Raw genomic sequence first — 26,996 nt, 5'->3', positions numbered from 1 at the left:
TGCACGCTGCCGAATTCGGGTCTCAGAACTTGTAGGAGATCCCTGTCATGCGCTCGGATTCCTCCCAGAGCCGACGTTGCAGTTCTCGGCTGTTCGACAGTTTGCTCGACGGCGCCGCCTCCACCGGCCCTTGGCTCTGGAAGAACCTGGTCGGGCCCCAGTAGGTGTCCGGGTCGGCGTCCGGCATGGTCGCCGCGAACAGCGTCGAATGCGCGGCCTTGGCCGGGGAGTGGCCGATCAGGCGGATGAAGGGCTTGCTGATCCAGTCGATCGGGGTCTCGGTCCTGGCGAACAGGTCGGTGGCCGAGACACCGGGGTGCACTACGTAGGAGCGTTTACTGGAACCGGATTCGGTCAGTCGGTGCTGTAATTCCCTGCCGAACATCAGGTTCGCGAGCTTGGATTGGGCATAGGCCAGATTGCGCTGGTATCGACGGTTTTCGTAGTTCAGGTCATCGATCCACAGCTTGGGGGTCTGCTTGTGGGCGATGCTCGCGAGGCTTACCACCCGATCGCGTATCCGGTCCAGCAGCAGCCCGGTCAGCGCGAAGTGGCCGAGATGGTTGACGCCGAACTGGGTTTCGAACCCGTCCTTGGTGCGGGAGAAGGGCACGTTCATCAGGCCGGCGTTATTGATCAGCACGTCGAATTCGCCGGTATCGTCGGCGAATCGGCGCACCGAGGCCAGATCCGCGAGATCCAGCACGGCGACACGGACATCGCCGTCGATGCGCTCGGCGATCGTCTTGGCCTTCTCCGCGTTGCGGCAGGCCATGATCACCGTGCCGCCTTTGGCTGCCAGCACGGTGGTGGTCTCGACGCCGAGGCCGCCATTGGCTCCGGTGACGACAAAGGTGCGCCCGCTCTGGTCCGGTACTTCTTGTGGATTCCACGCCATGGTCCAGACCTTACTCTTGAGTAAGTTTCAGGGGAAGGGAGACACGGGTTTGTGATCCGAGCGTCTCAGACGCCAATTCCCGCGGGGCCGAAAACGCCCGGACACGCGGGGCGAACTACTTCAGCGCCCGCTGCCGATCGGCTGCTGGAATGCCGCGGCCAGCACCGCGCCCGCTGTCTGTTCCCAGACCTGCCAGGTCGTCGGATCAAGCATCATCGAGCCGACATCGTTGGTCGAGCAGCCCGCGGCGACCGGAGCGCCCGCGTAGCGATCTTTCAGCCACAACAGTGCCCGTGGTGCGCCGATGGGATCGAGGGTGAGGTGTTCGCTGAAGTGATCGCGGGTGTACTCGACCCGCGCGTTCGGATCCTGGCAATAGGTGTCGACCACCGTGTTGACCGGTCCGACCGGAATCAGCCAGTCCGCATTGGCCTGATACATGTACATCGGCACATCCGGAACTTGCTGTCCCATCCGAGTTTTCGCCAGCGTCTCGGCGACGGTCGGATCACTGAATGGATCGGCGTCGAGCATGCCGAGGTTGTTGCCGAACGGGAACAGTGCCGCCTGATAGCTCGCGCAGAGCTGGTCCTTGGCTATCAGCATGACGCGCCCGAGTGGGTTCATATGCTGTTCGAGGAAGGTGCGCAACGCGGGGTACTCGCGCGATACGCCCAGTGTGCCCGCCATGATCAGGCCGGCGGACAGATTGCCGTTGGCCAGCTTCAGCGCCGCCGTGAGATCGGCGGGGATGCCGCCTTCCGCGACGCCGACCACCTTCAGTTCCGGTGCGTATTCGCCGCGCAGTTCGGCGGCGTGACCGGTCGCGATCGCACCGCCGGAGTAGCCCATCAGGCCGACTCTCGTCTGCGTCCCCGATAGCTGCATCGGGTCGAAGTGTTCCGCGGCGCGAATGCCGTCCAGGGTGATGCGCCCGGCCAGTGGGCCTGCGGCGTAGGCCGAGTCCGGTCCCTGATGGTCGGGGACCACCACGGCCCAGCCTTGTGCCAGCGCGGCCTGCACCTCGAGGAATTGTGCGGCGACCAGTGTCGAACCGGTGATGGTCGCCGGGATCGAGCCCATCTGCAGTTGATAGGACGGCATGCAGTAGTTGCCGGTGGAGTCCTCGGCGATCTGGTAGGAGAACAGCGGCCGATCCGCGACGTACCCGCGTGGCTTGATCACCGTGGCGACCGCGGGGATCGCCTCGCCGCGGGTGTTCGTCGAGCGATAGGACAGCTGCCAGGCATCGACATTGACCGGAAGCAGCGACAGGTTGGCCAGATTCACCTGTCGCGCGGCGATGAGTTCGCCGGGAGCCTTGTCCAGGTAGCTCTCAGGGGTTGGGCGGTAGAACGCCGGGTCGAAGCCGGGTGGCAGCGGCGGAATCGGGAACGGCAGCGCCGGCTGGACCGGCGGATTGTTCGGCGGTGGCGCCGCGGGCGCTGGTGCGACGAGTGTGACGTGCAGAGCTGCGAGGGTGGCCAGTGTCGCCACCGTCGCTCGCCGGCGTCTGGAACTGATGAGAGCGGGCAAGGTGAACCTCTTCGTCCAGCCGGGCCAATGTGATCCCGGATGGTCTCACATTAAACATGTGGCGACGGTCACGCCGCAAGAAGCACTCGGCGATCCGTGGACAAACCGCCGTTCCAGCGGCCACGGCGCTGGCGATCCCCCCTTCGCTACGGTGGTGGGCGTGACAACCACGGTGGGCAGGCAATACGGCGGTCGTGCCGTGGTCGAGCGGAAGGCCGAGCGCCGCCTGCGGTTCCTCGACGCGGCGACCAAGATCTTCGCCGAACGCGGTTACCCCGCGTGCTCGCTCGCGGATGTCTGCGCCGCGGCAGGACTGTCCAAGCGGCAGTTCTATGAGGAGTTCCAGGCCAGGGAAGACATCCTGATCGCGGCCTACGACCGCATTCAGGACGAGGCCGCGGCGGCCATCATCGCGGCACTCGAGCAGCTCGATCCGAGCTCCGACATCACTGCCGCGATGACCACGGTGTTGACCGCGTATCTCCAGTCGGTCGGCGCCGACCCGTACCGGGCCAAGGTCGCGTTCATCGAGGTGGTCGGTGTCAGCGAGCGGATGGAACATCACCGGCGCGAGCGCCGCCACTCCTGGGGGACGGTGCTTGAATCCCTGGTGGTGCCCGCCGTCACCGCGGGCGGTCGCGTGCGCGGTGGACCTGGTCTCAGCACCAGCGCCCTGATCGGCGCGATCAACGGACTCGCCCACGAGTGGCTGCTCGCCGACCCGCGCCCACCGGTCGAGGCGCTGGTCGAGGTGCTCGTTCCGGTGGCGGTGGCGTTGATCGAAACGCCATGACCGCCACCGGGATACCGTGTTAGGCGAGCATGCCCTCCAGTGCGCGGGTGCACGACGGTCTGCGCAATTTGCTTATACCCTTGGCTTCGATCTGCCGGACGCGTTCGCGAGATACGCCGAGGGCGGTGCCGATTTCCGCCAAGGTCCGTGGCTCGCCGCGATCCAGGCCGAAGCGCAGCCCGATCACCTCGGCCTCCTTGGCGGTGAGCGTCGCGAGTGCCGCGTCGAGCTGAACTCGCATCATGCCCGCGGCTACCACCTCGGCTGGGTCGGGAACATCGTCGGCGAGCAGGCTGCCGAGTTCGGTGTCGTCCTCCTCGCCGACTGGGGTGTGCAGCGAAATCGGTTCGCGCCCATGGCGCATCACCTCCTCGACCTGGGTGATCGATAGATCGAGCTCGGTGGCCACCTCTGCGGCGGTCGCCTCGCGGCCCAGCTGCTGCGACAGCGTGCGGCGGGTGCGGGTGACGCGGTTGAGCACGTCCACCACATGCACGGGGATGCGGATGGTGCGGCCCTGGTCGGCTAGTGCGCGGCCGATCGACTGGCGGATCCACCAGGTGGCGTAGGTGGACAGCTTGAGCCCGCGCCGGTGATCGAATTTCTCTACCGCGCGGATCAATCCGAAAGTGCCCTCCTGGATCAGGTCCAGCAGCGACATGCTCGTCGGTGTCGGGTAGCGCTTGGCGACGGAGACGACAAGGCGCAGGTTGGCCTGGACCATGTGCTCTTTGGCGCGTCTGCCGTCCGCGGCGGTGCGCCGCAGTACGTGCCGCTTTGCTGCGGTGAGTTCGATTCCCGCGGCGGCGCTTTCGTCCAAGCGTTGCTGGGCGAGCGTACCCGCCTCGATGCGTTCGCCGAGCTCCACTTCCTGCGCTGCGGTCAGTAGCGCGGTCCGCCCGATCTTGCGCAGGTAGTCCTTGATGGGGTCCGCGCTGACCATGCCGTTGGCCGTGCGGGTGGAGCGAGTGGCGCAGATCTGGGTCACGGGTGCGCCTTTCGGTCGAGCGAGGGCAGAGGCCGGTAGTCGATGCGAGCGGGCCGTATCGACTACCGGCTGGTCGTGCGGATTCAGCGGCGGTGCGGATTCAGTGGCCGGGAATCCGCAGCGGACGCCGTGGCTGCGGGCGGAATCCTTGTCCTTTGGATGCGTTGCTCGACTGACGGCCGCGCCTGTCGTTGCGGCCGGGGAACCCGGTCGTGGTCCGGATCTTGTGGGCGGCACCGTGATTCGCCGATCGTGCTGCCGCGGGCTCGCCCGACTTCGGCGACGAGCTCTGCTCGAGTATGCCGCGGATCGCGGCGGTCGGCGTGCTGTGGTACTCGGCCATGGTGGCTGCTCCCTCGTGGCTGGTCTGCATCGTGTTGTGGGTCGGGGCTGCTGCATCGTGACCGTGGGGCATCCGCTTCTCCTTCGTCTTCGTCGTCTTGCGGCGACGAGAACAAATTTAGAACAGACCTAAAAATATGTCAAGCATAAATTTATGACGACATCAGGTAGTCTCGTCGACATGAGTGCACAGACCGTCGACACGGGCGCCGAGCAGGGACTTCGGGCCAAAAAGAAGCAGCAGACGAGGGAGAAGATCTCGCACCAGGCCACGCTGCTGTTCCTGGAGCGCGGATTCGACAAGGTGACCATCGCGGACGTTGCCGCGGCCGCCGAGGTCGCCAAGATGACCGTGACCAACTACTTCCCGCGCAAGGAAGACCTCGCACTGGATCTGGGCGAGGTGTTCGTGGACCAGCTCGGCCGCGCCGTCCGCGAACGAGCGGCGGGAGAGTCCGCGCTCGCTGCGTTGCGACGTGCCTACCTGGCTGCGGTCGCCGATCGGGATCCGGTCGTCGGATTCTCCGGTCCGGAGTTCGCCGGGCTGATCGCGGGCAGTTCTGCCCTGGTCGCCAGGCTGCGCGAATTCCATGAGGAGCGGGAAGCGGCGCTGGCGCGAACCCTCGCGAGCGAAACCGGTACCGCGCCGGACGACATCACGCCGAGGGTGGCGGCCGCGCTATTGGGCGGAGTGCATCGGGTGCTGTTCGACGAGACGATGCGCCGCACGCTCGCCGGTGAGTCCAACGACGACATCGCCGCCGCGCTGCACGGGTACATCGGGATCGCCTTCGCCGCGCTGGAGCCGTCGTTGGCCGACTACGCGGTGCGGGCCGCTGATCGAAGTGAGCCGGTCACCATCGAGTGAACAGCGAGGCTATCGGCGATTGCCGAGCGCGATGACGTCGTTTGCGGAAGGATTGCCGACAGCGGTTCAGTAGCTCGCGTGTTGTTCGGCATGCTCCCGATACCACGATTCCGGAGGTCCGCAATGGTCAACATCTTGCTCGTGCACGGCGCTATCGCCGACGGCTCGTCCTGGTCCGGTGTTGTCCCTACGCTCCAGGCCGCCGGCCACCATGTCGTGGCCGTACAACAGCCGCTGTCCTCGATTCCCGACGATGTCACCAAGGTGCGGCAAGCGCTCGACATCCTCGAAGGCCCGACCGTAGTCGTCGGCCATTCCTTCGGCGGCTGCGTCATCACCAATGCCGCGCACGGAGCCAGGAATGTGAAGGGGCTGGTCTACGTCGCGGCGTTCGCGCCGGACGAGGGGGAGACGGTCACAGCGCTCGGTGAGCCGTTCGGCCGGCCACCCTCGGCGCAATTCTTCGTGACCGACCCGCAGGGCCGGGTGACTTTGCCGCAGGACAAGTTCGTCGAGTACTTCGCCTTCGACGTCGATCCGGTGCAGGCGCGCATCATGGCCGCGGTGCAGGGTCCGAGCGATGCGGCGCGCTTCGACTTCGTCTCGGGTCCGCCCGCCTGGCGCGAATTCCCGAGCTGGTACGTCGTCGCGGGCAACGACCTGATCATCGGCACGCAACTCGAAGAGGTGCTCGCCGAGCGGATGGGCGCGAAGACCACCAAGGTCGCGGGCGCCAGTCACGCGGTCATGGTGTCCAACCCGGAGGCGGTCGCCCAGGCGATCCTCGAGGCGGCGGCGGGCTGAGTGCCTGAGCTGGTTGCCTCCCATTTGCCTGGGCTCGTGTCGCACCGGCCCGACCGTCGAATTCGGCACATACTGAACCGATGACCGGTGCAGTCGCTGTCGCCGACACCTCCGCGCCCGCACCCTTGAGCAGGGCGCGGACCAACATCGTGTTCGGCACCATCGTGCTCGGCATGCTGATGGCCGCGCTCGATCAGACCATCGTCTCTACCGCACTGCCGACGATCGTCGCCGATCTCGGCGGTGCGGGCCACATGGCCTGGGTGGTCACGTCCTATCTGCTCGCCGAGGCGGTGGCGACCGCACTGGCGGGCAAGCTCGGCGATCTATTCGGCCGCAAGCTGGTGTTCCAGCTCAGCGCGCTGATCTTCATCGTCGGCTCGATGGTCGCGGGCCTGGCCAATGGCATGCTGTTGCTGATCATCGCGCGCGCCGTCCAGGGCCTCGGTGCCGGTGGCCTCATGGTCACGGCGATGGCGCTGATCGCCGATATCATCCCGCTGCGCGAACGCGGCAAGTATCAGGGTGCGCTCGGCGCGGTCTTCGGCGTCACCACGGTGATCGGCCCGACGCTCGGCGGGTTGTTCACCGACCATGCGAGCTGGCGCTGGTGCTTCTACGTCAACGTGCCCGTCGCGATCATCATGATCGCCCTTGCGGCGCGCACGATCCCGCGGGTGCGGGCCGTGATCAAGCCCATCATCGATTACGCGGGCATCGGGTTGGTCGCGCTCGGCGTCTCCAGTCTCATCCTCGGATTGGAATGGGGCGGCACCGAATATCCGTGGGGTTCTCGGCAGATCATCGGCCTGTTCGTCGCCTCGGTGCTACTGCTCGCGGCGTTTGTCGCGGTCGAATTGCGGGCGACCGAACCGATGCTGCCGATGGGATTGTTCCGCAGCAGAGTGTTCACGGTCTGCTCGATCCTGAGCTTCATCGTCGGCTTCGCGATGCTCGGCTCGATGACCTACCTGCCCGCGTATCTGCAATACGTGAACGGGGTGTCGGCCACCGCCTCCGGTGTTCGGACGTTGCCGCTGGTCGCGGGACTGCTGTTCACCTCGATCCTGTCCGGGCAGATCGTCGGAAAGACCGGTCGCTACCGGTATTTCCCGATCGTGGGCACCGCGGTAATGGCGGTCGGTCTGTACCTGATGTCCACGATGGGCCGAAACACCGGCATCTGGCAGGAATCGCTGTACATGCTGATCCTCGGTCTCGGCATCGGCCTTGCCATGCAGGTGCTGACCATCGTCGTGCAGAACACGGTGCCCTACGCGCAATTGGGCACGGCAACTTCAGGCGTCACTTTCTTCCGCACCCTCGGCAGCGCTTTCGGCACCGCAATATTCGGCACGTTGTACACCAACCGGCTCGACACCGATCTGACCGCGGCCTTGACCGAGGTGAAGGTCGTGCCGCCCGCGGTGGCCGCGAATCCGCAGCAGCTGCGAGCCCTGCCCGCCGATGTCGCCACGCCGATCATCGACGCCTACGCACAGTCCATCGACCACGTCTTCCTGTGGGTGGTCCCGGTCGCGCTCGTCGGTTTCGTTGTCGCGTGGTTCCTGAAGGAAGTACCGCTGCGCGACAGCGTCCGGGCCGACGCTTCCGATGTGGGCGAGGGCTTTTCGGTGCCCGATTCCCCGGACCGCCTGGTGTTGCTGGAGCGCGCGGTCGCCGGCGTGATGCGCAAGGCGCACGCGAAGGGGCCGGTCGGACCGCGCATTCTCGCGGACTCGGGGTCGACGTTGAGTCCGGGCCGGGCGTGGGCGCTCGGCCAGGTGTACATGCACACCCGGGTCCGCGGTGTGGCCACGCTCGATGCCATCGCGCACGCACACAAGATGCCGCCCGAAGTGATTCGCCCGATCTATGTGCAGGTGATCGCCGCGGGTTATGTCACCGCCGACGATGGCCGCGTTCGACTCACCGATTCCGGCCGTGCCGAGGTCGACCGGCTTCACGCTTCGTGGCGACGGTGGCTCGATACCCAGCTCGACGACTGGGACTACCGCGACCCCGCCGACCGCGCGCTGCTCGATCAGGCGCTGGAGAACATCGCCACCAAGCTCCTCGACGAGGAGGCCCAGGAGCGCGAACCTGTCGATGCTTGATCCCCTTGCGCGCAATTACTCGTAGACGTATATTCGTTTACGAGTAAACGGGAGGTAGCGATGGCCACGAAGCGCAAGGTGAACAACCTGCTGGCGCTTGCGGTGCTCTCGGTGATCGTCGAGCGGCCGATGCATCGATACGAGATCGCGTCGACGCTGCGTGATCGCGGCAAAGACCGCGACATGGACATCAAATGGGGCTCGCTGTACACGGTCGTACAGAATCTGGAAAAAGCCGGCTTTCTCGAGATCGTCGGCAGCGAGCGCGACGGGGCGCGCCCGGAACGCACGATCTACCGGATCACTGACGCCGGTCGCACGGAAATGGCCGACTGGACAAGAGAATTGATCGCCACCCCGGAACCCGAACATTACCGGTTCACTGCGGGACTCTCCATCGCGTCGGCGCTACCGCCGGACGAGGTGGCCGAGTTACTCAGCAGGCGCATCGAGGCGTTGGGTCACATCATCACCGCGGTGCGCCGAGAACTCGACGGACTCGCCACTACGCTGCCACGGCTGTTCATCATCGAGTCCGAGTACGGGCTCGCGATGCTGGAAGCCGAGCAGGCCTGGGCGCGGTCGTTCCGCGATGAGCTCACCTCGGGGAGCTTCCCCGGTGTGGACTGGTGGCGGCAGTTGCATGCCGAGGGCGTGGAGCCCGCGGAAGTCGTGAAGCTCGTCGAAGGGGGGAACGCGCCGCTATAGGGCGCCATTGTCGGATCGCTGTCATCGTCGGATCGAGACCAGGCTCGGCGGGGTGCGGCAACACCGCCGCCGAGCCCGATGTAACCGTCTCGAACCGTGCCCGCATACGCGCACTCGGCCACGAGGTTGGCAACCACAGGATAACTGGGTGAGCGGCAGGCGGGTCGGTTCGGGGATTCCACCCAACCCATATCGCACAAACCTGGAGACACCCATGTCCAGAACACGAACCGCACTTGTCATCGGCGGCGGCGTCGCCGGACCTGTCGCGGCCACCGCGCTGCGCAAGGCGGGCATCGACGCCCGCGTCTACGAGGCGTACCCCGGCCCGACCTTCGGCGTCGGCAGCGGGCTTGCGCTCGCTCCGAACGGCGTTGCCGCACTGGACATCATCGGTGCGGGCGATCGCATTCGAGAAATGGCCGCGCCGATCACCGATATGGCGATGTCGGTCGGCGGCAAGCAGATGCGCCTGCCGACGCTGCCCGACACCCTGCTGCAACTGGTCGATCGCAACGAACTACATCAGGCGCTACACGATCACGCGGTCGCCGCGGGCGTTGCCTTCGAATACAACAAACGGCTGGTCGGCGTCGATGAGCGCGAGTCGGGCGTCACCGCGCATTTCGCCGACGGCACCAGCGCCACGGCGGATGTGCTGATCGGGGCCGATGGCATCCGTTCGACCGTTCGCGGCCTCATCGACCCGAATGCGCCGGGACCGGAGTACACCGGCATGCTCGGTTTCGGTGCGATGGTCGACAGTGATCTCGACATCGAGCCGGGGACAATGACTTTCGCCTTCGGAAAGCAAGCGTATTACCTGTACGGAGCGGTCGAGCCGGGCCGGATCATGTGGGGCGCGAACCTCCCGCACAAGGAGTACATGTCGCTGAGTGAGGCGCGGGCGGTCCCGGCCGAGCAATGGTTGAAAATCTTGCGTGAGACCTACGCCGAGGACACCCCCGGCGGTGAGCTCGCCCGCAATACCACCGCGGAAACCCTCGAAACGACCGGAGCCCTGCACATCATGCCGCCGGTTCCGAACTGGTACCGAGGTCGCATGGTGCTGGTCGGTGACTCGGTGCACGCGCCGTCCAATAGCTCCGGCCAGGGTGCGTCACTCGCCATCGAGAGCGCCGTCCAACTGGCCCGGTGCCTGCGGGACCTGCCGGACCCGGCATCGGCCTTCGCCGCCTACGAGCGGTCGCGGCGCTCGCGGGTGGAAGGCATCGCCGCTCGGGCCGCGAAGATCAATCACAGCAAGACGCCGGGTCCAGTGGCACGCAAGGTGATGCCGGTGATCATGCGGGTGATGGTCAGGTTCATGGACCTGGAGAAGACCATGGGCGCCGAGCAGCGCTACCGCATCGACTGGGATGCTCCTGCGGATCAGCAGCCGGTGGCAGTCGGCTGACTCGAACTCGGCCGTGGTCGGTGCCGCACCTGCCACGGCCGAGTCGGCGTGGACGCGACCGACGCCCAATGTTCGGCAATAAGCTTGCCGGGTGACCGATAGGAATTCCGATGGCGATCTGGATCTGAACCAGTTGCGCAGCTTCCTGGCCGTGCACCGTGCGGGATCCATCACCGCGGGTGCGCGGCTGATCGGTCTGTCCCAGCCGACAGTGACCACCCAGCTGCAAGCGCTGGAGAAGCAGCTCGGCTATCGGCTGTTCGACCGGCTGCCGCGTGGCGTGGCAGCGACCGCCGCCGCCGTCGAACTCGCCGCCAGGGTGGCCGGGCCGCTGGACGCGCTCAGCGGCATCGTGGGCGACACGATACCGGCTCGACCGATCACCCAGCCGCCGGTCCGCCTGGCCGGGCCTGCCGAAATGCTTGCGGTGCAGGCACTTCCCGCACTTGCCCCGTTGATCGCCGATGGCGTTCGGCTGAGTGTCACGGCAGGGCTTTCTGAGGAACTGCTCGCCGGGCTGCGTGCCGGGCACTACGACCTGGTCGTATCCACCGTCCGGCCGCGCGGCCGGGCAGTTGTCGCCGAACCGCTCGCCGACGAGGAGTTCGTCCTGGTCGCCGCACCGTCTACCGCGGAGCGGATCGATCTAGCCCGGTTGCGTGCCGAGGGGCCGACGGCGCTGAGCGGCGTCCCCTTGGTCAGTTACGCCGTGGATCTGCCTATCCTGCGGCGGTATTGGCGGCACGTGTTCGGCGTGCGGCTGGCCGCCGACCCGGCCGTCGTAGTTGCCGATCTCCGCGCGGTCGCTGCCCTGGTCACCGCGGGTGGCGGCATCAGTGTGCTGCCGCGCTACCTGTGCGCCGCACGCCTCACCACCGGTGCGTTGGTCGCACTGCTCGAACCCGACGATCCACCGATCAACACCGGATTCCTGGTGCGCAGACCCGGTACCACGACTCGCCCGCACATCGATCTGGTTTACGAGCACCTACTGGCGGTGCGCCGCGAGTGGTGAGCCTGTGCACACCAAGTGGCCTGCACTGCCACCGCCGGCCGGCGGCCGCTGCACCCTGAGTCAGGTCGACTGTGCGGCTGCGGCTGTCGTGGATGTGCCGAGATGTCACGCGTCGGCAGGTGCGTGACGACCTCGAACAGACTCGCTGCGACTGCGCGACTGCGTTGCGCTCGGCCGGGGTGCGGTCAGTCCTCAGTCGGTCTCGGCGCCGCCTCGGCGGCGCGCGTGGCGGCGCAGGATGTCGGCGGTCTGCTCGTCGGCGGGCAGGAAAGCCTCCAGATGCAACTCCGAGAGGGTGATGTCGACGGCGGTGGCGAACGAGGTGATGGTGGTGATGAGTCTGAGTTCGCCGTCGTCGCTGTGCAGCCGCAGCGGCACCGCGAAGCCGAGGTGGTCCGGGCCCGGATTCGCTTCTGGAAGATAGCTTTCCAGCTCGGCAATGAAATCGTCGAGGCCGGCATCGGGGTGCCGCATGGCTTTGCCGCGCAGGCTTTCGGTGACGTGTCTGCCCCACTCCGGCAGGTTCACCACGCGTTGCGCGAGACCATCGGGATGCAGCGCGAGACGCAGCACATTGATCGGCGGCGTCAGCAACTCTGGCGCGACACCCTCGGTGAGCACATCGAAAGCGGCGTTGGCGGCGAGCAGAATTCCGTAGGGTCGCACGACAACCGCCGGGTAGGGCATGTGCCCGTCGAGTATGCGCACCAGCGCGTCACGTACCGGGCCCAACGCTTCGGTGTCGATATCCGATTCGGGGAAGACCGGCGCGAACCCGGCCGACAGCAACAGTCCATTGCGCTCGCGCAGCGACAGCTCCAACGACTCGGCCAACCGGACCACCATGGTCCGGCCCGGCCTCGATCGCCCCTGTTCCAGGAAGCTCAGATACCGCTGGCTGGTGTCCGCGCGAATCGCGAGGTCGAGCTGGCTCACCCGACGTTGGGTTCGCCAGTGCCGTAGCTGCGTGGCGAATGGGCTCGGTTCTAGCACCGTCGTCATGGCTCCAGTGAATCCGACCGAGCTTATCCGCGCCATTCCTCACAGGGAATTATCGGGGTGTACCTGCGGCTAATACCGTTCATTCCCTGCTGGGAATCGCGCACCTGATCGGCCTCGACAAAGCTCTGTGTCATGAGCAAGCAATTCGATGAGAACGAACTGGCCGCACTGACCGAGCGCTACGTCGCCATGTGGAACGAGCCCGACGCCGAGAACCGCAGCAAGCTGATCCGCGAACTGTGGGCGGCCGACGGAGCCCAGGTACTCGCCGACCCGCCGCAGGAAATCCGCGAGGCGGCCGCAGCACTCGCCTTCCCGATTCCGACTCTGGAGGTCCGCGGGCACGACGCCCTCGAGCGCCGGGTCACCCGCGCCTACGAAATGTTCGTCGCACCGGGCGAGCACGCCTTCGCCGCCCGCGGCCGGGCCACCCAGCTGTCGGTGAACCTCGTCGGCATCACCTGGCTGATGGTCTCGCAGGCCGACGGATCGGTCGCGGGCGGCGGCTACGACGTGCTCGCCCTCGACGAGGACGGGCGCATCCGGGTCGACCACCAGTTCATCGGTGTCGCCTGACACCGAGCGTTTCGCACCACAGAGTTTCGCACCACAGAGTTTCAGCACGACAGAGTTTCAGGAGTACGTCATGAATGCGATTGCCTACCACCTCGATCCGCTGCGCGGCCTCGAAGGACTTACGACTCGGGCGCAGGAGGTTCCCGAACCGGGTCCGAACCAAGTGGTCATCCGGGTGCGCGCGGCGTCGATCAACCGACGCGACCTGATGCTGATGGAGGGCACCTATCCGCTGCCCGCGACTCCCGGCATCATTCCGTTGTCGGACGGGGTCGGCGAGGTGATCGCGGTGGGCGACCAGGTGACGCGCGCCGCGCTCGGTGACCGGGTGACCGCCTCGTACTTCGTGCGGTGGATCGACGGACCGCAGCGGCTGGCCCAGGTCGCCGAACAGTACGGCGCCAACTTCAACGGAATGCTCGCCACCTACGCACTGATCGAGCAGGACTCGGTGGTGCACGTGCCCGAGCACCTCACCGATGCCGAGGCGGCCACGCTGACCTGTGCAGGTGTCGTCGCGTGGGCGGCACTGACCAAGCCACAGCCGGTGGGTCCGGGTGAGACGGTGCTGACCGTCGGCAGCGGTACGGTTGCGCTCTACGGCGTGCAGCACGCCAAAATGCTGGGCGCCCGCGTCATCTCGATCACCTCGGGCCCCGACAAGGCCGAGCGGCTGCGCAAGCTCGGTGCGGATGAGGTCGTCGACCGGAGCCGTACACCGGACTGGGACGAGGCGGTGCTGGAGCTCACCGAGGGCCACGGTGTCGAGCATGTGCTGGAAGCTGTTGGGCTGCCGACCCTGTCGAAGTCGGTGAGGTCCGCCGGGTACAACGCGATGATCACCATGATCGGCGCGACGCAGATGTCGGAGGGTCGGCCCTTCGAGAATCCGTTCGTCGGCCCGTATCTCGGCATCCGCCGCATTGCCGTCGGCAGCCGTACCGACTTCGAGGCGATGAACCGCGCGATCACCGAACACCGGCTGCACCCGGTCATTGATCGGACGTTCCCGCTCGACCAGGCTGTCGAGGCTTACCGCTACTTCCGCGACGGCAACCCGTTCGGCAAGGTCGTCGTCACGATGCCCTGATCAGGGCCATGCGTCGAGTTCCGCTGTCATGGCGACCTTTCGGCTGGCTTCCGCCCGAGGCCGATGGGTGACTTCGACCGGATCTTTCTGGTCGCTTCGACTGTCTGCCTACCGGTCGCTGTCGGCTGGCGGGTTGTTGTGGTTGTCAGTTGGTTGGCCGGTTCGAGGGTCGGCTGGTGGGTTGCGTTGGTTGTCAGCTGGTTGGCCGGCCCGAGTGTCAGCCGCTCGGCTACCCCGGCCATCGGTCGGCTGGTCGATCGGACTGTCAGTAGACCGGCCGGTGCCAGGGGACTTGTTGCCCTGGTGGTCAGCAGGTGGGTCGTCCTTCGCTTCGGCCGGTGTCGCCTCGAACGGCACGGTATTGCCTGCGGCGTCACGTATACCGATACCGGCTTCGATAGCGGCTGCGAGGTCGGCGACGGTGCCCCAGGAGCGCGGAGGCTCGGCGTCGAGGTTGCCGATGGTGTACCAGCTGTCGTTGCCTCGATAGCGGACCAAGCCCTTGCCGGTCTTGTCGACGGTGACATCGAGGTCGCCGGACACCGTCCCTTCCTCGTCGGTCATGACAGCTGCGTTGGCGGAAATCTCGATGATGTCGCTTATTTGAACTCTCCTCGACGGACGCAGTCCTCGACTGCGGTGCGCAGTGCGGCGTGTTCGGCGGGATCAACGGTCAGCGCGTATTTTACCTTGATCTTGATGTATCGCTCGAGATAGGCGCACCGGAAAGTTCCGGGAGGCAGATAGCTCGCGGCGTCTCGGTCACCCTTGGATCTGTTGGCCGAGGGATCGGACGCCTCCAGGTTGATCGCGTCATTGGCGATGCGGCGGCGAGTGTCTTCATCACGCTTGTCGGCACCTGACCGCCATGCCTCGGCCAGCGCGACGATGTGTTCGGCATCGACGGAAGCCGGATCGGTCATCCACTTGTACGGCTTGAGTTTTCCGGTCTTGGAGTCGAGAAATCCATACTGGTCGCGCCAGCCACCGTCGCGGCCGACCTTCAGTTCGCAGGTTTTCGGATCGAGCGTGACCGAGCCGGTGGCGTCGCGGAGCATCATCACCTCACGGCTGGTGCAGCGGCTGTACTGAGCGAAGTCCGGGCCGAAGCCGTGTTCGGGCTTGTTGGAATCCCAGTGCGGGAATTTTTCGCGGCTGTAATCGGCCGTTGCCGCCTCGGGTGCGTCCACGAGCTGCCCGAGCAGCTCGGTGGCGTCCTTGCTGGAAATCGTTGCCGCGCCGGCCGAACCGGGTCCGCCTCCGTCGCCGTCGGCCGGCTTGTCGATATAGGCGTAGGCAATGGCTACGAGCGCAGCGAGGCAGATGGGCGCGCACACGGCGAAGATTCGACGCACGGTGCGGGAGGAGAACACATTCACGAGAACACCGACATCATCGAACTTCCTTACACGAACACCGAACTGAGAACGGGCGTCAAGCTACCGGCTTCGGCTCGTTATGGAAGTCATTGTCCGTTATGACCTTCGGCACAGTCCATGGGAAACTTCGCGTGCGCCAAGGGGGCTGGAAACGCAGATCACCCCCGAGTCGCCGTGCCGGCGCCGACTCAGGGGTGATCGATCACGATCGAGCGTTTTGTTCTGTCATGTGACGGGGAGTGGGCCGGTTGTCCAGACCGGGGTCCGTGCCCAGCGTTCGAGGCCGATGAGGGAGGTCTCGGGCGCTTGTCGCGTGACCGGCTCGTCGTGACGGTTTACGGAACGTTGTCGGGCGGTGGAGTGCGCTGATCTGCGTGTTGCCGATGCATCGCGTACCTCCGTTCACTCACCGCAGTTCCTACGTAGAGAGATAGTAGATGATTGTGGATCTCTTTGCAATCACATTACCTTCTGGGTGACTGATCCAGGTGGGTGGTGGAAGATGTTGAAACTGTTACTACCTGAGTACGGAAATACTGCTCATCTGGGGATGCGTGGATGGCGGTAGCGGTGGAGTCGGCTACCCGTCGCGCATCGTGAAGTGATGAGCGTCACAGTAGGGCGGCGGGCAAAGCGGTCACAGTAGCCCGAAGTCGTGTGTCCAAACGGGGTGAAGGCAGATCGAGCCGGATCCAGGAAAGGCACACATCATGGCTACCATCGACGTTCTCGACTCGTTCATCAACTACATCGACCTCGGTACCGGCTCGGTTCCGGTGGTGTTCCTGCACGGCAACCCGACCTCGTCGCATCTGTGGCGCAAGGTGATTGCGCATGTCAGCGACCAGACCCGCATTCTGGCGCCGGATTTGATCGGCATGGGAGCATCCGGAAAGCCCGACAGCGACTACCGCCTTGTCGACCATGCCCGTTACCTGGACACCTGGTTCGACTCGCTCGGGCTGGACCAGGTGATCATCGTCGGCCACGACTGGGGCGGTGCGCTCGGTATGGATTGGGCGGCACGCCATTCCGGCAGGGTTCGCGGCATCGCGTTGATCGAGACATTCCTGCGGCCCATGCGCTGGGATGAGATGCCACCGCTCGGCGCCGAGCTGTTCCGCAAGTTCCGCACCGTGGAAGGGGAACGAATGGTGCTGGAGGAGAACACCTTCATCGAGTTCAATCTGCCGAAGGGTGTTGTCGATCTGTTGCCCGAGGACCATGACGTCTACCGCGCGCCCTACCCGACCCCGGAGTCGCGCAAACCGCTGCTGGTATGGCCGCGTGAATTCCCGCTCGACGGCGAACCGGCCGATGTCGTTGCCATCGTGGAGCACTATGACCGCTGGATGACGCAGTCGCCCGAGGTGCCGAAGCTGGTGATGGCGCTGGACAACGGTGTCGGCCTCGGATCGCCGGAAGTTGTTGCCTGGGCAGCGGAGACCTTCGCCGCGGTCGAGGTCGTTTCGGTGGGCAATGCGGGCCACCACACTCCGGAGGACCGGCCCGACGCCATCGGTGGGGCGGTGTCGGCCTGGATGCGCAAGCACGCGTTGACCGAGGTGCCCGGGCAGGCGTGAGTGTCGAGCATGATGGGTCGGGATGTCGTCCGAGGCGTTCGGTGGGTCCAGTTCGATGGATCGGTGCCGAGTCTCGGTGGTCGGGACAGATCACTCGACCCGTTAGATTCGTGCTGTGTGGTGCGCCGGGATCGCTTGCGCGGAGTCGGTGTCCAACGAAAGATTGTGAGGTGGACACCGAGCTCGACACCGATTCGCTCACCCCCGACGAGGTCGCCCTTGCCGAGGAACGGGGGCTGGTCACGCGTGCGGTGGCCGGTGAGAGCGCGGCGATTTCCGATGTCGTCCGCCAGTTGCAAGACCCGCTGTATCGGCTGGCCCTGCGCATGGTCTGGCGACCGGCCGAGGCGGAGGACGCGACGCAGGAGATCCTGCTGCGGGTGGTCGGCAATCTCTCGACCTGGCGCGCCGAAGCGAAGCTGCTCACCTGGGCTTACCGCATCGGTGTCAACTATCTGCTGAATCTGCGCAGGCAGACCCCGCAGGAGGCGGCGCAGCTGAGTCTCGACACCTTTCGAGAAGGCTTGGCCGACGGACTCGCCGCCGAGGACTATCGCGGGCCGGAGTCCGCGTTGCTCTCGGCCGAGGTCCGCCTCAACTGCAGCCAGGCCATGCTGCAGTGTCTGGCCCGTGACGAGCGCATCGCCTTCGTGCTCGGCGAGGTCTTCGAGCTGAGTTCCACCGATGCCGCATGGATCCTCGACATCACCGCACCCGCCTATCGAAAGCGGCTGGAGCGGGCCAAGAAGCGCATCGGCACCTTCCTCGACGCGACGTGCGGGGTCGCGAATCCCGAGGCTTTCTGCCGCTGCTCGCGGCGGGTGAACAAGGCGGTGGAACTCGGCAGGATCGATCCGCGCCGACCACGGTTCGCGACGCATTCGATCAGTGTGGGAGGCCGTACCGTCACCGAGGCCGAGGATCAGATGATCCGGTTGCACGACGTGGCCGCCGTACTGCGCGCGCATCCCGATTACGCCGCGCCGGAGGCGAAAATGCAGGCGATCTCCGGACTTCTGGGATCCGGCCGATTTCCGCTACTTGACTGAACACCGCCAGCGGTCGAGGTGAGTGGATTCCCGCGGTTCGCGTGACCATTCACGGTGTGATCAGGCGGTGGCGGGGGCAGGGCGGAGCAATGTTCCGTCCAGCAAGCCGCGGGCCGTCCGCACGCCCACTACGGCCCAAGCGCTGACCAACACGATGTACAGCGCCACTGCGGCGGCCGCGAACAGGTTGGCGCCGGTGTGGCTGTAGAGGACGGTGCTGCCGGTGACGCAGGTGCCGAGGGGGAAGGTGAAGCCCCACCAGGTGAGGTTGAACTTCAGTGTGCCCGCGCGGGCCGTCTTCGCGGTGACCGTGATGGCGAGCGCCAGCCACAGCATGGCGAAGCCCCAGGTGGCGACGCCGAAGATGACCGAGAAGACGGTCAGGCCCTTGGCGTAGAGGTCGGGCAGGGCGGTGGGGGCGGCATTGGCCAAAAGACCTGCGGCGGTGAAAGATTGGCCGAGGGGACCGAGCACGAGCCACAGGGTGGGAACCATGCCCGCTTCGGGGATGCCGTAGTGCGCCAGCCGGGACCAGATCATGGTGATGGTGACGAGCGCGGCGATCAGGCTCATGCCGAACATGGCCACGCACAGCACAATCATGGTCAGTCGGATCTGGCCCGCCGGGGCATAGGGCAGCAGCAACGCACCCAGGGCGGCCGACACCATCGGCGGCACTACGGGCATCAGCCAACCGCCGAAGGCGGCGTTCGGCTCGAAGTGGTGATGGGTGAACATGCGGTACGGAATCGCGATCGCGGTCAGCAGCCCGAGCGCGGTACCCGCCGACCACAGCACCCAGTCCACGGCCACCGCCGCCGACAGGCCGATGACATCACGCCCGAGCAACAGCGTGCCCGCACCGACAGTCAGCAGCGCCATCGGAGGAGCGCCGAAGAACTGCGACATCACCGGGTGATTCCACTGGCCACGCGCCGAGTCGGGAAAACGCATCCACTGCACAGCCCACGCCGAACTCAGCACCACGAGCAGCAGCGCGGCCAGCCCCCACGTCACAATCGCCGTACCCCGCAGCCCGGGGAACTGCAAGGGCAGCGTGGCGGCAGCATTGCCGACAATCCCAGTCCCCATCACCGCGGCGAACCAGTTCGGCCCCAGCTGCCGCAGCCCCGCCCTGCGGCGCGGTCCTTCCTCCGGCAAGGCGCTGAGCCGGTTCTCCCCGGCAGCGCTCGGCATAGTCTCGTGCGCGGCTGCGAGGTGGCCTCGACGTGCGTCGTCGTAGTCGAGCTCGCCGAAGAGACGCCGCGATCCGGCGGGGTGAGGAGTCACTGTGGCGGTCATGTCTCCAGCGTCGCCGCCGGCGGACATTGCGAGTAGGCACTGCGTTCCTATGGGTACATAGAGTCGTTCTATGCCCGATCGTTGCGATGGCTTCAGCCTGCGAGGCGGTTGGCGATGGATTGCCACACGGGGGTGTTGTAGCTCGCTTTTGTCGCAAGCGAATTCAGGCTTGACTCCGCGCGACCAGTGAGGCGAGCGGGTGTGGGCCGGGGAGCGCGGAGGTGATGCCGAGGTCTGGTCTTGCGCAGGTGTAGAAGTGGTGATGTAACCGGACCTCTTGCTTGATCGCTGCCGCATAGGCGACGTATGCCTCCCGCCGTGCGCTGTCCCACCGAGCTGCCTGGTCACGGTTCCACTGCAATCGGTCTTTGCGGACGCCGAAGCGGTAGCTGACCCACGCGGATGTGACACCTGTGACGATCGCAATCGCAGCACTGTAGAGCGCAAGCATGGCTAGAGGCTACGCGGTGCTGCGAGATTCGCGGTGTGTGCTTCTGGCATCGAACTAGCTGCACTGCAAGAAGATTCGTGTGTATGCGGCTCGCATCCACTGCGCGTCCTGGTGGGGATGCGCTGCACGGCTCTCGTCTGTCTGTGATGCCCAGTGTGTTCGCGCGGTCCATCGGACGCCGATGGCATAGACTCGATCTATGCCCCTGTCGCCGCGTGTCCCCGACCTGGCTGCGCTCGACCTGCTGCTGTCGGTAATCGAGCTGGGTAGCCTGGGCCGCGCCGCGCAGGCACACGGCATCAGCCAGCCATCGGCGTCCTCGCGGATCCGCTATCTGGAGAAGCTCGTCGGTCTGCCGGTCCTGGAGCGCACCACGCTCGGCTCCCGGCCCACACCCGCGGGTGCGCTCATCGCTGAATGGGCGCGCGCCGTGGTCGACGCCGCCGGGCAGCTCGACGCGGGCATCGACACTCTGCGGGCCGAACGTGACTCGCGCCTTCGGGTCGCCGCCAGTCAGACTATCGCGGAGTATCTGTTCCCCGGCTGGCTGATGACCTTGCGCGCTGCCGTCCCCGATACCACCATTGCCTTGGAATCCGGGAACTCCGTCGAGGTCGCGCACGCTGTGGTCGACGGCAAGGCCGCCATCGGGTTCATCGAGAGTCCGCAGAACTTCCGTGGCATCGAAAGTCATATCGTCGCGCGGGACCAACTGGTCGTCGTGGTGGCCCCGCAGCACGGCTGGGCCCGGCACGGTGCGGTCGCCCTCGAGGAGCTCGCCGAAACCCCGCTGATCCAGCGCGAAGTCGGGTCGGGCACCCGAACCTGGTTCGAGCATGCGATCGGACGCGGCGTCCCGGGCTGGCAGCCGACCGTTGCTCTGGAGTTGTCCTCGACGACCGCCATCAAAACCGCGGTCGCCTCCGGTGTGGGTCCCGCAGTCCTCAGCTCGCTGGCCGTTGCCGCGGAGATCACCGCGGGCACCCTGGTCTCGCCCACTGTGACCGGCCTCGACCTCGCCCGCACTCTGCGTGCCATCTGGCCGACCGGGCAGCGACTGACCGGTCCCGCCCGCGATCTCTACGCCATCGCGCGCCGCACCAGGTAGCGCCGCGTCGTCAAGGCGGAAATAGCAAGGTCGACGGACTCCATGGTGTTGTGCGAGAGCATCAGGGGGCATTCTCGGGCTGCGCCGTCGGCGGAATTCCGGTGTCCAAAAAGCGGATCAGTCGATCGATACGGGCGGTGTGGTCGACGCAGCGTTCCAGATGATTGCCGACGAGGGCGATATCGATGGAGGCGTCGGTGGGGCCGGACCACACCGGGTCGGTGAGGGCCGCGTGCAGTTGCTGGCGCAGTTCGTCCATGGTGGGTACGTCGGATGCCGGTTCGGCGGGCGGTTGATGGCCGGTGGCGACCGCTTGGCCCGCGATGGCGGTACGGTGCGCGGCGAGCCGGCCCATGGCCACCAACAGGTCCATGATCGACCGCGGAGCAACGGGTTCAGGGTGGGATTGGTAGACCTGCTCGGCGGCGCGGCTGATCAGCATGCCGATTCTGGACAGTTCGCTGGCGATCTGAATGGCGGTGACCACATGGCGCAGGTCTCTGGCGACCGGTGCTTGCAGCGCGAGCAACACCACGGTCCGCGCCTCGCAGGCGCTGTACATCTGCTGTAGCTGCTCGTCGAGCGCGAACACTTCGTAGGTGGCGGTGAGGTCGGCGTCGACGAGCGCATCGGTGACCCGCTCTGCGGCATCGTGGGCGAGCCTGCACATCAGCGTCAAGTCATTGGTCAACGCGACGAGCTCGCGAGTGAACTGGGTCCGCACCGGCAAATTGTCGCCTATCCGCGCCCAATCGAGTACTCGAAAGGTATTTCGGCCGCCGCATCGGCCGGAATGCGCAGGCTGTGGCGTTACGGCCGGAACGATTCGCGACCTGGACGGCCACCCGATCGCGGCGCGGGAAATCCTCGGCCCGCACAGAATGCGCATTAATTCGACGTCGGCCCGGTCACCGTGCCGATGAGGGATGGGTCCAGGGCTTCAGGACGAAAACATGGCGGCGAGCAGAATTCGTCCCCTCGCCCACCTATGCCCCGCTGGATCTGGCACTCGGCCGAGGCCGGGATTCGGTGTTACCGTCGATATGTGCCGAGCAAGCGCGATATTCAACATCGAGTGGTGACGGCGTTTCAGCGACGAATCGGCAATCCGATCCTGCGCAAGCTGCCGAATCAACAGCTCCTCGAGACCATCGGGCGGGTGAGCGGTCAACCGCGCATCACACCGATCGGCGGACGGCGGATCGGCACCGAATTCTGGCTCGTTTCCGAATTCGGCCAGCGCTCGCAGTACATCCGGAATATCAACGAGAACAATCGAGTTCGAGTGCGCCTGCACGGCCGATGGCACCCCGGCACCGCGCACCTGCTGCCCGACGACGACGCCCGCGCTCGACTGCGCCTGCTGCCCAAGGCCAACAGCTCGGCGGTCCGATTGGTCGGCACCGACCTGCTGACCGTCCGCATCGATCTGGACGACTGAGGTCGGTGGATGGCCTCGATCGGAGCGGTTCCAGCGGCCGAGGACGACGACGTAGGCAATGCCGTGTGGAAGATCGAGTGCACCAACAATTGCGGCACGCGCACCTAGGTCATCACCGATGAGAGTGGGTAGCAGCGCTACGCCCACGAAGACACAGTTCGACATCGCCTCGCGCCGGATCTCCGAGCCGGAGGAGGTCGCGGCGCTGGTGACCCTCCCTGGTTTCCGGAAAGGCCGCCAACATCGTCGGCGCTGACCTGGTCATCGACGGCGGGACGATCAAGACGAGCTGACCGGCCCCGCCGTCCGCGATCAGCTAGCGGGCGGCGGGTTGCGGCGCGGCGGCATACCGGTCCGAAGTGCCTGACGCCCGTCGTCATTGCGCAATCGCGATCCCTGCATCACCGAGTGCGGGGTATTTGCTGACACGATGGTTGGCATGATCCGTGCGTCAATAACCCGATGGACCGTGTTCGTACCGATGTTTGCCGCCGCTACGCTGGCTCTGACCTGGGGGCGAAGTGTGCATTCGGTGGGTGTGATCATCGTGGTCGCGGCGTTGATGGGCGCGGTCCTCGCGGCGGTGCGGCACGCGGAGGCGGTTGCGCATCGGGTGGGCGAACCGTTCGGATCGCTGGTGCTCGCGATCGCGGTGACCGTGATAGAGGTAGCGCTGATCGTCACGCTGATGAGCTCCGGTGGTGAGAAGACCGCATCACTTGCGCGTGACACGGTGTTCGCTGCGGTGATGATCACCTGCAACGGGATCTTCGGTCTGTCGCTGTTTGTCGGCGCGTTGCGCAGGCGGGTCGCGGTGTTCAACGCCGAGGGCACCGGTGCGGCACTGGCCACGGTGGCGACGCTGGCCACGCTCAGTCTGGTGTTGCCGACGTTCACCACGAGCAAGCCGGGTCCGGAGTTCTCGACCGCTCAACTGGTGTTCGCCGCGGTGGCCTCGCTGGCGCTGTATGGGTTGTTCGTCATGGTGCAGACGGTGCGACATCCCGACGACTTCCTGCCGGTCGAGGGCGACGGCGTGGTCACCGACGATGACGTCTGCGACGAGCGCCCATCGGGGCGTGCCACGTTGATCAGTCTTGCGCTGCTGTTCGTTTCGCTGATCGGTGTCGTCGGGCTTGCCAAGGTGGTGTCGCCGTCCATCGAGTCGGCGGTCGTGTACGCCGGGCTGCCCCCGTCGGCGGTCGGGGTGGCGATCGCGCTGCTGGTGCTGCTTCCGGAGACCCTCGCCGCGGTGCGGGCCGCCCGTCGTGACCAGGTGCAGATCAGCCTCAACCTCGCGCTCGGTTCGGCGATGGCGAGTATCGGCCTGACCATCCCGGCGATCGCGCTGGCAAGTATCTGGCTGGCGGGTCCGCTGGTGCTCGGTCTCGGTGCCACCCAGATGGTGCTGCTCGGTTTGACGGTTGTGGTGGGTGTGCTCACCGTGGTGCCCGGTCGGGCGACGCTGCTCCAAGGTGGCGTTCACTTGGCGCTGTTCTCTGCTTTTGTGTTCCTGGCCGCCAGTCCATAGCGGTTCCGACCGGAATCATGAATCACTTGGCTGGGCATGGTGAACGGCGAGTAAGTGGCGAGGGCCGCGCATCGACCTCGGCAGCCTGATCGGTCAGGCCCTGCGCGAGACCGGTGACGACTCGATCAAGGTTCGCCTCACCGTCAAGTAGTCGGCAATCCTTCAGCATCCTGAACTCGATGGCTACTACCTGCGGCGACACGTAATGTCGAAGTTGATCTTTTACAACGCAACTTTCGGTAACGTGCCACCTGGCGAGCTTTTCGTGACGGTGTAGTCCCGACGAAGGCGGTGCGATGGTGGATCCCGGCGGCAGTTCGGAGCCCGGCGGCGGACCCGACAACACGCGGATGTTGGTCATCGCGGCCGTCCTCACAGCGATGCTCGCCTTGGTGGTCGCGGCCGCACTGGTCCTGCGCGCCGATCAGCAAGCCGATGACGACAAGAACCCGCCCTCGGCAACGTCCACCTCGGCCTCGGCTGCTACGTCAGCGGGCAGGCCCGTGCCGCACGTATCGCCAACCATTCGTCCATCGAGCCCGCTGCTGCCACACGTCCAACCGGCGCGTCGGATCGGCGACGACTGCTCACACGACAACCTCGTCGCCCAGTGGCAGCTGCGCGATGGGGTATGGGTGTGCGCGCCGCGGGCGCAGGCCGGCGACGCGCATCGCGTCGGTGACGACTGTTCCGCGGGTGGCATTGTCGCCCAGTGGGGCGTAGCCCCGGATGGGCTGTGGGTGTGTACACCGCAGCAGCAGAGTCGTGTAGAACATCGGGTCGGTGACGACTGTTCCGCGGGTGGCATTGTCGCCCAGTGGGGCCTGGCCCCCGACGGGGTGTGGGTGTGTGCCCCGCCGCAGCAAGTTCGTGAAGAACACCGGGTCGGGGACGACTGCTCGCACGATGACGTCATCGCGCAGTGGGGCCGCACCCCCGACGGTCATTGGGTGTGCATTCCACCGGTGCAAGGCGGCGGGGAGCCCGCGCCGCCGCCCCCGGGATCAGGCGAAATTCGATAGACACGGCTGAGATGCTCGATGGGTGATTGTCGTCCCGGATTTCTTTGCCAACCGCCTAGTCGACATGGAACCAGCGGCCGAGGTCTGGCTGGATCGGCTGCCCGAACAAGCCGCCGAATACGCCGACCGCTGGCGGGTGCGCATTGTCGGTGAGCCGATGCACGGATACGCGGGCATTGTGCTGCCGGTGCTCGGAAACGACGGCACCCCCGCCGTCCTGAAACTCAGCTATATCACGCCGGAAACCCGCGACGAGCCGCTCGCCCTCGCCGCCTGGCAGGGGCAGGGTGCGGCGCAGTTGCTCGACAGCGACGCCGAACACGGTGTGCTCCTGCTCGAGCGCCTCGACCCCAGCCGGTCGCTGGAAACCGAGCCGATCGATCAGGCGGTGCCGATCATCGCGGGCCTGCTGCGCCGCCTCGCCATCCCCGCGCCGTCCGGCCTTTCCCGCGACCTCAGGACCGAGACCGAACGCTGGGCCGAGGAATTGCCGAGTGAATGGGAGCGACTCGGCTCCCCCTTTCCACGCAAGATGCTCGACGCCGCCGTGGAGGTGTGTCGTCAATGGGGACCGACCGCGGACCGCCTCCTGGTGAACGAGGACCTGCACTTCGAGAACGTGCTCGGCGGTTTCCGCGAATCCTGGCAGGTTATCGACCCGCAGCCGCTCGTCGGCGACCTCGAATTCACTATGCTCTCGCTGCTGTGGAACCGTCGGACCGAGTCCGTCCTCGACGACCGCTTCGCCGCTATCGTCGACACCGCGGGTCTCGACGCCGAACGTGCCCGCGCCTGGACCCTGTTGCGTGCCGTCCAGAACTGGCTGTGGTTCGTGGCCGACGACGATACCGAGGACTTCGGCTGGTCCGCTGTCCAAGCCATCGCCCCCTGGGCGATGCGCTGAGCACACGGCAATGAAACGAAAGCTGGCCCGGCACATCACCCGCCCGGCCCCCGCCCCGTCGCGTAACCAGGTGCGCGCGGACACCACCGTGACCAGACCGCCCGACAAGTCGGCGCCCCGCCGCCCGATTCGTCGCCGGTGAGCCGCGGAGGAAGCCTGCGCTGCGCCGTGGCATCGACCCGGCCATTCGGTCGGTCCGGATGCGCGTCCCCACCACGGTTTTCACCGGGTCACGACGGGGATGACGAATCGGTCGACGAGCGTGCGTTCGGTGGTGGGATCGCTTGCGGGCCAGAACAATAGCGACAGCACCACACGGACGATCCATTGTCCGGCGGCTGGGTCGTCGGCGGTTGCGGTGAGGGTGGTCGCGGCGTCCGCGAGTCGCGGGTTGCCCGCTAGGAAGGTGCCGACTTCCTGTGGAGTCGTAGCGGCGAGGAAGGCGACTGCTACCGGGTCGGACCGGACGGCGTCGAGGGCGGCGAGGATGGCCGCCGCGACCCGATCGGGGCCGGTGAGTGTGGCGATCGAACGCTGGATGGTCGCGGCGATCCGGGTGGTCGAGGCCGTGAGCACAGCCTCACGTAAGGCGGACTTGCCGCCGACGTAGCGGTAGACGGTGGCACGAGAGCAACCCGCGTGCGCGGCGACGTGGTCGATGTTGAGTCCGGCCATGCCGTGGCGTGCGATCAGCTCGGCCGCGGCCGCGTGGATGCGTTCGACGGCGAGCGCGCGACGGTCGCCGCCGACCAGCCAGTCCGGCGGTGGCCCCGAACGGACGCTTTTGGCGGCGACCGACGTGGATCGGCGGGTTTCCCTGGAAGGTGTCCGGGTCGGCCGGTCGGGCATCGCCGAGCTCCTGTTCTGCGGAGAGATACGGTTGAACAATTTTGTCTCACCTCGAGACATTTCGACAGGCATATCCACGATGGTCCGCAGGTGGGCAACCTGCTCGAGAAAGGACGTGACCTGGTGGTTCGAGGCCAGTTTCTCAGTTTTCCGCGGCTATTGACGGGGGCGGTCGCCGGCGCGAAATCTGGTGGGTGAAAGCGGATATCGCGCGTCAGGAAAG

The 26,996-nt window shown here is 66.1% G+C and carries 27 protein-coding genes; 16 read left to right on the top strand and 11 right to left on the bottom strand.

The annotated features are described in order from the left end of the window. Positions 1–22 precede the first annotated feature (22 nt). Together AB0M74_RS29630 and AB0M74_RS29625 are read right to left on the bottom strand one after the other, a co-directional pair. Positions 23–898, bottom strand: coding sequence for an oxidoreductase (locus AB0M74_RS29630; RefSeq protein WP_366529588.1), 876 nt, complete (start codon positions 896–898; stop codon positions 23–25). A 120-nt stretch (positions 899–1,018) separates the two neighbouring features. Further along, complete coding sequence (locus tag AB0M74_RS29625; RefSeq protein WP_366529587.1) at positions 1,019–2,395, bottom strand: lipase family protein; 1,377 nt, start codon at positions 2,393–2,395, stop codon at positions 1,019–1,021. Positions 2,396–2,594: 199 nt separating this feature from the next. Between AB0M74_RS29625 and AB0M74_RS29620 the strand changes: the two genes are divergently transcribed. Then, positions 2,595–3,227, top strand: a complete 633-nt coding sequence (locus AB0M74_RS29620) for a TetR/AcrR family transcriptional regulator (protein ID WP_366529586.1) — start codon at positions 2,595–2,597, stop codon at positions 3,225–3,227. Between the two features lie 19 nt (positions 3,228–3,246). Here AB0M74_RS29620 and AB0M74_RS29615 read toward each other — a convergent pair whose 3' ends face one another. Both AB0M74_RS29615 and AB0M74_RS29610 read right to left on the bottom strand, forming a co-directional pair. Continuing rightward, complete coding sequence (locus AB0M74_RS29615; RefSeq protein WP_366529585.1) at positions 3,247–4,215, bottom strand: sigma-70 family RNA polymerase sigma factor; 969 nt, start codon at positions 4,213–4,215, stop codon at positions 3,247–3,249. A 100-nt stretch (positions 4,216–4,315) separates the two neighbouring features. Continuing rightward, positions 4,316–4,630, bottom strand: coding sequence for a hypothetical protein (locus AB0M74_RS29610; protein ID WP_366529584.1), 315 nt, complete (start codon positions 4,628–4,630; stop codon positions 4,316–4,318). Positions 4,631–4,738: 108 nt separating this feature from the next. Here AB0M74_RS29610 and AB0M74_RS29605 point away from each other — a divergent pair, with 108 nt between their 5' ends. The 6 genes from AB0M74_RS29605 (at position 4,739) to AB0M74_RS29580 (ending at position 11,486) form a co-directional block, all read left to right on the top strand. Further along, positions 4,739–5,425, top strand: coding sequence for a TetR/AcrR family transcriptional regulator (locus AB0M74_RS29605; protein ID WP_366529583.1), 687 nt, complete (start codon positions 4,739–4,741; stop codon positions 5,423–5,425). Between the two features lie 123 nt (positions 5,426–5,548). Then, positions 5,549–6,229, top strand: a complete 681-nt coding sequence (locus AB0M74_RS29600; RefSeq protein WP_366529582.1) for an alpha/beta hydrolase — start codon at positions 5,549–5,551, stop codon at positions 6,227–6,229. A gap of 80 nt (positions 6,230–6,309) precedes the next feature. Further along, positions 6,310–8,346, top strand: coding sequence for an MDR family MFS transporter (locus AB0M74_RS29595; protein ID WP_366529581.1), 2,037 nt, complete (start codon positions 6,310–6,312; stop codon positions 8,344–8,346). Between the two features lie 60 nt (positions 8,347–8,406). Continuing rightward, the gene (locus AB0M74_RS29590) at positions 8,407–9,054 is read left to right on the top strand and encodes a PadR family transcriptional regulator (protein WP_366529580.1); all 648 of its coding nucleotides are present in this window, start codon (positions 8,407–8,409) and stop codon (positions 9,052–9,054) included. 214 nt (positions 9,055–9,268) lie between these two features. Continuing rightward, positions 9,269–10,471 (top strand): FAD-dependent monooxygenase, encoded by a 1,203-nt coding sequence (locus AB0M74_RS29585; protein WP_366529579.1) that lies wholly within the window; start codon positions 9,269–9,271, stop codon positions 10,469–10,471. A gap of 91 nt (positions 10,472–10,562) precedes the next feature. After that, positions 10,563–11,486 carry a LysR family transcriptional regulator gene (locus tag AB0M74_RS29580; protein WP_366529578.1) on the top strand — a complete coding sequence of 308 codons (924 nt, stop codon included), beginning with the start codon at positions 10,563–10,565 and terminating at the stop codon, positions 11,484–11,486. Positions 11,487–11,678: 192 nt separating this feature from the next. Here the strand turns inward: AB0M74_RS29580 and AB0M74_RS29575 are convergent, their stop codons facing one another. Next, the gene (locus AB0M74_RS29575; RefSeq protein ID WP_366529577.1) at positions 11,679–12,488 is read right to left on the bottom strand and encodes a helix-turn-helix transcriptional regulator; all 810 of its coding nucleotides are present in this window, start codon (positions 12,486–12,488) and stop codon (positions 11,679–11,681) included. A gap of 132 nt (positions 12,489–12,620) precedes the next feature. On the opposite strand from AB0M74_RS29575, the gene AB0M74_RS29570 reads away from it, so the two are divergent. Beyond that, positions 12,621–13,064: a hypothetical protein gene (locus AB0M74_RS29570; protein ID WP_366529576.1), complete on the top strand. Its 444-nt coding sequence runs from the start codon at positions 12,621–12,623 to the stop codon at positions 13,062–13,064. Between the two features lie 70 nt (positions 13,065–13,134). Further along, positions 13,135–14,154 (top strand): NAD(P)-dependent alcohol dehydrogenase, encoded by a 1,020-nt coding sequence (locus AB0M74_RS29565; protein WP_366529575.1) that lies wholly within the window; start codon positions 13,135–13,137, stop codon positions 14,152–14,154. Positions 14,155–14,262: 108 nt separating this feature from the next. Here the strand turns inward: AB0M74_RS29565 and AB0M74_RS29560 are convergent, their stop codons facing one another. After that, positions 14,263–14,718, bottom strand: a complete 456-nt coding sequence (locus AB0M74_RS29560) for a hypothetical protein (RefSeq protein WP_366529574.1) — start codon at positions 14,716–14,718, stop codon at positions 14,263–14,265. A 35-nt stretch (positions 14,719–14,753) separates the two neighbouring features. Beyond that, a complete protein-coding gene (locus AB0M74_RS29555; RefSeq protein ID WP_366529573.1) occupies positions 14,754–15,533 on the bottom strand; it encodes an HNH endonuclease family protein in 780 nt (259 codons plus the stop codon). A 710-nt stretch (positions 15,534–16,243) separates the two neighbouring features. On the opposite strand from AB0M74_RS29555, the gene AB0M74_RS29550 reads away from it, so the two are divergent. Together AB0M74_RS29550 and AB0M74_RS29545 are read left to right on the top strand one after the other, a co-directional pair. After that, on the top strand, positions 16,244–17,116 hold the full coding sequence (locus AB0M74_RS29550) for a haloalkane dehalogenase (protein WP_366529572.1): 873 nt from the start codon (positions 16,244–16,246) through the stop codon (positions 17,114–17,116). A 170-nt stretch (positions 17,117–17,286) separates the two neighbouring features. Next, positions 17,287–18,165, top strand: a complete 879-nt coding sequence (locus AB0M74_RS29545) for an RNA polymerase sigma factor (RefSeq protein ID WP_366529571.1) — start codon at positions 17,287–17,289, stop codon at positions 18,163–18,165. Between the two features lie 60 nt (positions 18,166–18,225). On the opposite strand, the gene AB0M74_RS29540 is transcribed toward AB0M74_RS29545, so the two are convergent. Continuing rightward, on the bottom strand, positions 18,226–19,467 hold the full coding sequence (locus tag AB0M74_RS29540) for a TDT family transporter (RefSeq protein WP_366529570.1): 1,242 nt from the start codon (positions 19,465–19,467) through the stop codon (positions 18,226–18,228). Positions 19,468–19,630: 163 nt separating this feature from the next. Continuing rightward, positions 19,631–19,918, bottom strand: coding sequence for a hypothetical protein (locus AB0M74_RS29535; protein ID WP_366529569.1), 288 nt, complete (start codon positions 19,916–19,918; stop codon positions 19,631–19,633). 199 nt (positions 19,919–20,117) lie between these two features. Between AB0M74_RS29535 and AB0M74_RS29530 the strand changes: the two genes are divergently transcribed. After that, a complete protein-coding gene (locus AB0M74_RS29530; protein ID WP_366529568.1) occupies positions 20,118–21,026 on the top strand; it encodes a LysR family transcriptional regulator in 909 nt (302 codons plus the stop codon). 61 nt (positions 21,027–21,087) lie between these two features. Here AB0M74_RS29530 and AB0M74_RS29525 read toward each other — a convergent pair whose 3' ends face one another. Next, positions 21,088–21,750, bottom strand: a complete 663-nt coding sequence (locus tag AB0M74_RS29525) for a PhoU domain-containing protein (RefSeq protein WP_366529567.1) — start codon at positions 21,748–21,750, stop codon at positions 21,088–21,090. Between the two features lie 321 nt (positions 21,751–22,071). Here AB0M74_RS29525 and AB0M74_RS29520 point away from each other — a divergent pair, with 321 nt between their 5' ends. The 4 genes from AB0M74_RS29520 to AB0M74_RS29505 all read left to right on the top strand — a co-directional run bounded on the left by AB0M74_RS29520 (position 22,072) and on the right by AB0M74_RS29505 (position 25,924). Next, positions 22,072–22,467 (top strand): nitroreductase/quinone reductase family protein, encoded by a 396-nt coding sequence (locus AB0M74_RS29520; RefSeq protein WP_366529566.1) that lies wholly within the window; start codon positions 22,072–22,074, stop codon positions 22,465–22,467. Between the two features lie 439 nt (positions 22,468–22,906). Beyond that, positions 22,907–23,998: an ionic transporter y4hA gene (locus tag AB0M74_RS29515; RefSeq protein WP_366529565.1), complete on the top strand. Its 1,092-nt coding sequence runs from the start codon at positions 22,907–22,909 to the stop codon at positions 23,996–23,998. A gap of 296 nt (positions 23,999–24,294) precedes the next feature. Next, entirely contained in the window at positions 24,295–25,020 is a 726-nt protein-coding gene (locus AB0M74_RS29510; RefSeq protein ID WP_366529564.1) for a hypothetical protein, read from the top strand. Between the two features lie 64 nt (positions 25,021–25,084). Further along, complete coding sequence (locus AB0M74_RS29505; RefSeq protein WP_366529563.1) at positions 25,085–25,924, top strand: aminoglycoside phosphotransferase family protein; 840 nt, start codon at positions 25,085–25,087, stop codon at positions 25,922–25,924. 222 nt (positions 25,925–26,146) lie between these two features. Here the strand turns inward: AB0M74_RS29505 and AB0M74_RS29500 are convergent, their stop codons facing one another. Beyond that, positions 26,147–26,773 (bottom strand): TetR/AcrR family transcriptional regulator, encoded by a 627-nt coding sequence (locus AB0M74_RS29500; protein WP_366529562.1) that lies wholly within the window; start codon positions 26,771–26,773, stop codon positions 26,147–26,149. Between the last annotated feature and the right edge of the window lie 223 nt (positions 26,774–26,996).

Source organism: Nocardia sp. NPDC051463, assembly GCF_040681975.1.
Lineage (GTDB): Bacteria > Actinomycetota > Actinomycetes > Mycobacteriales > Mycobacteriaceae > Nocardia.
The sequence above is the reverse complement of the archived record's forward strand: the minus strand, read 5'-3'. Positions and strand labels throughout refer to the sequence as shown.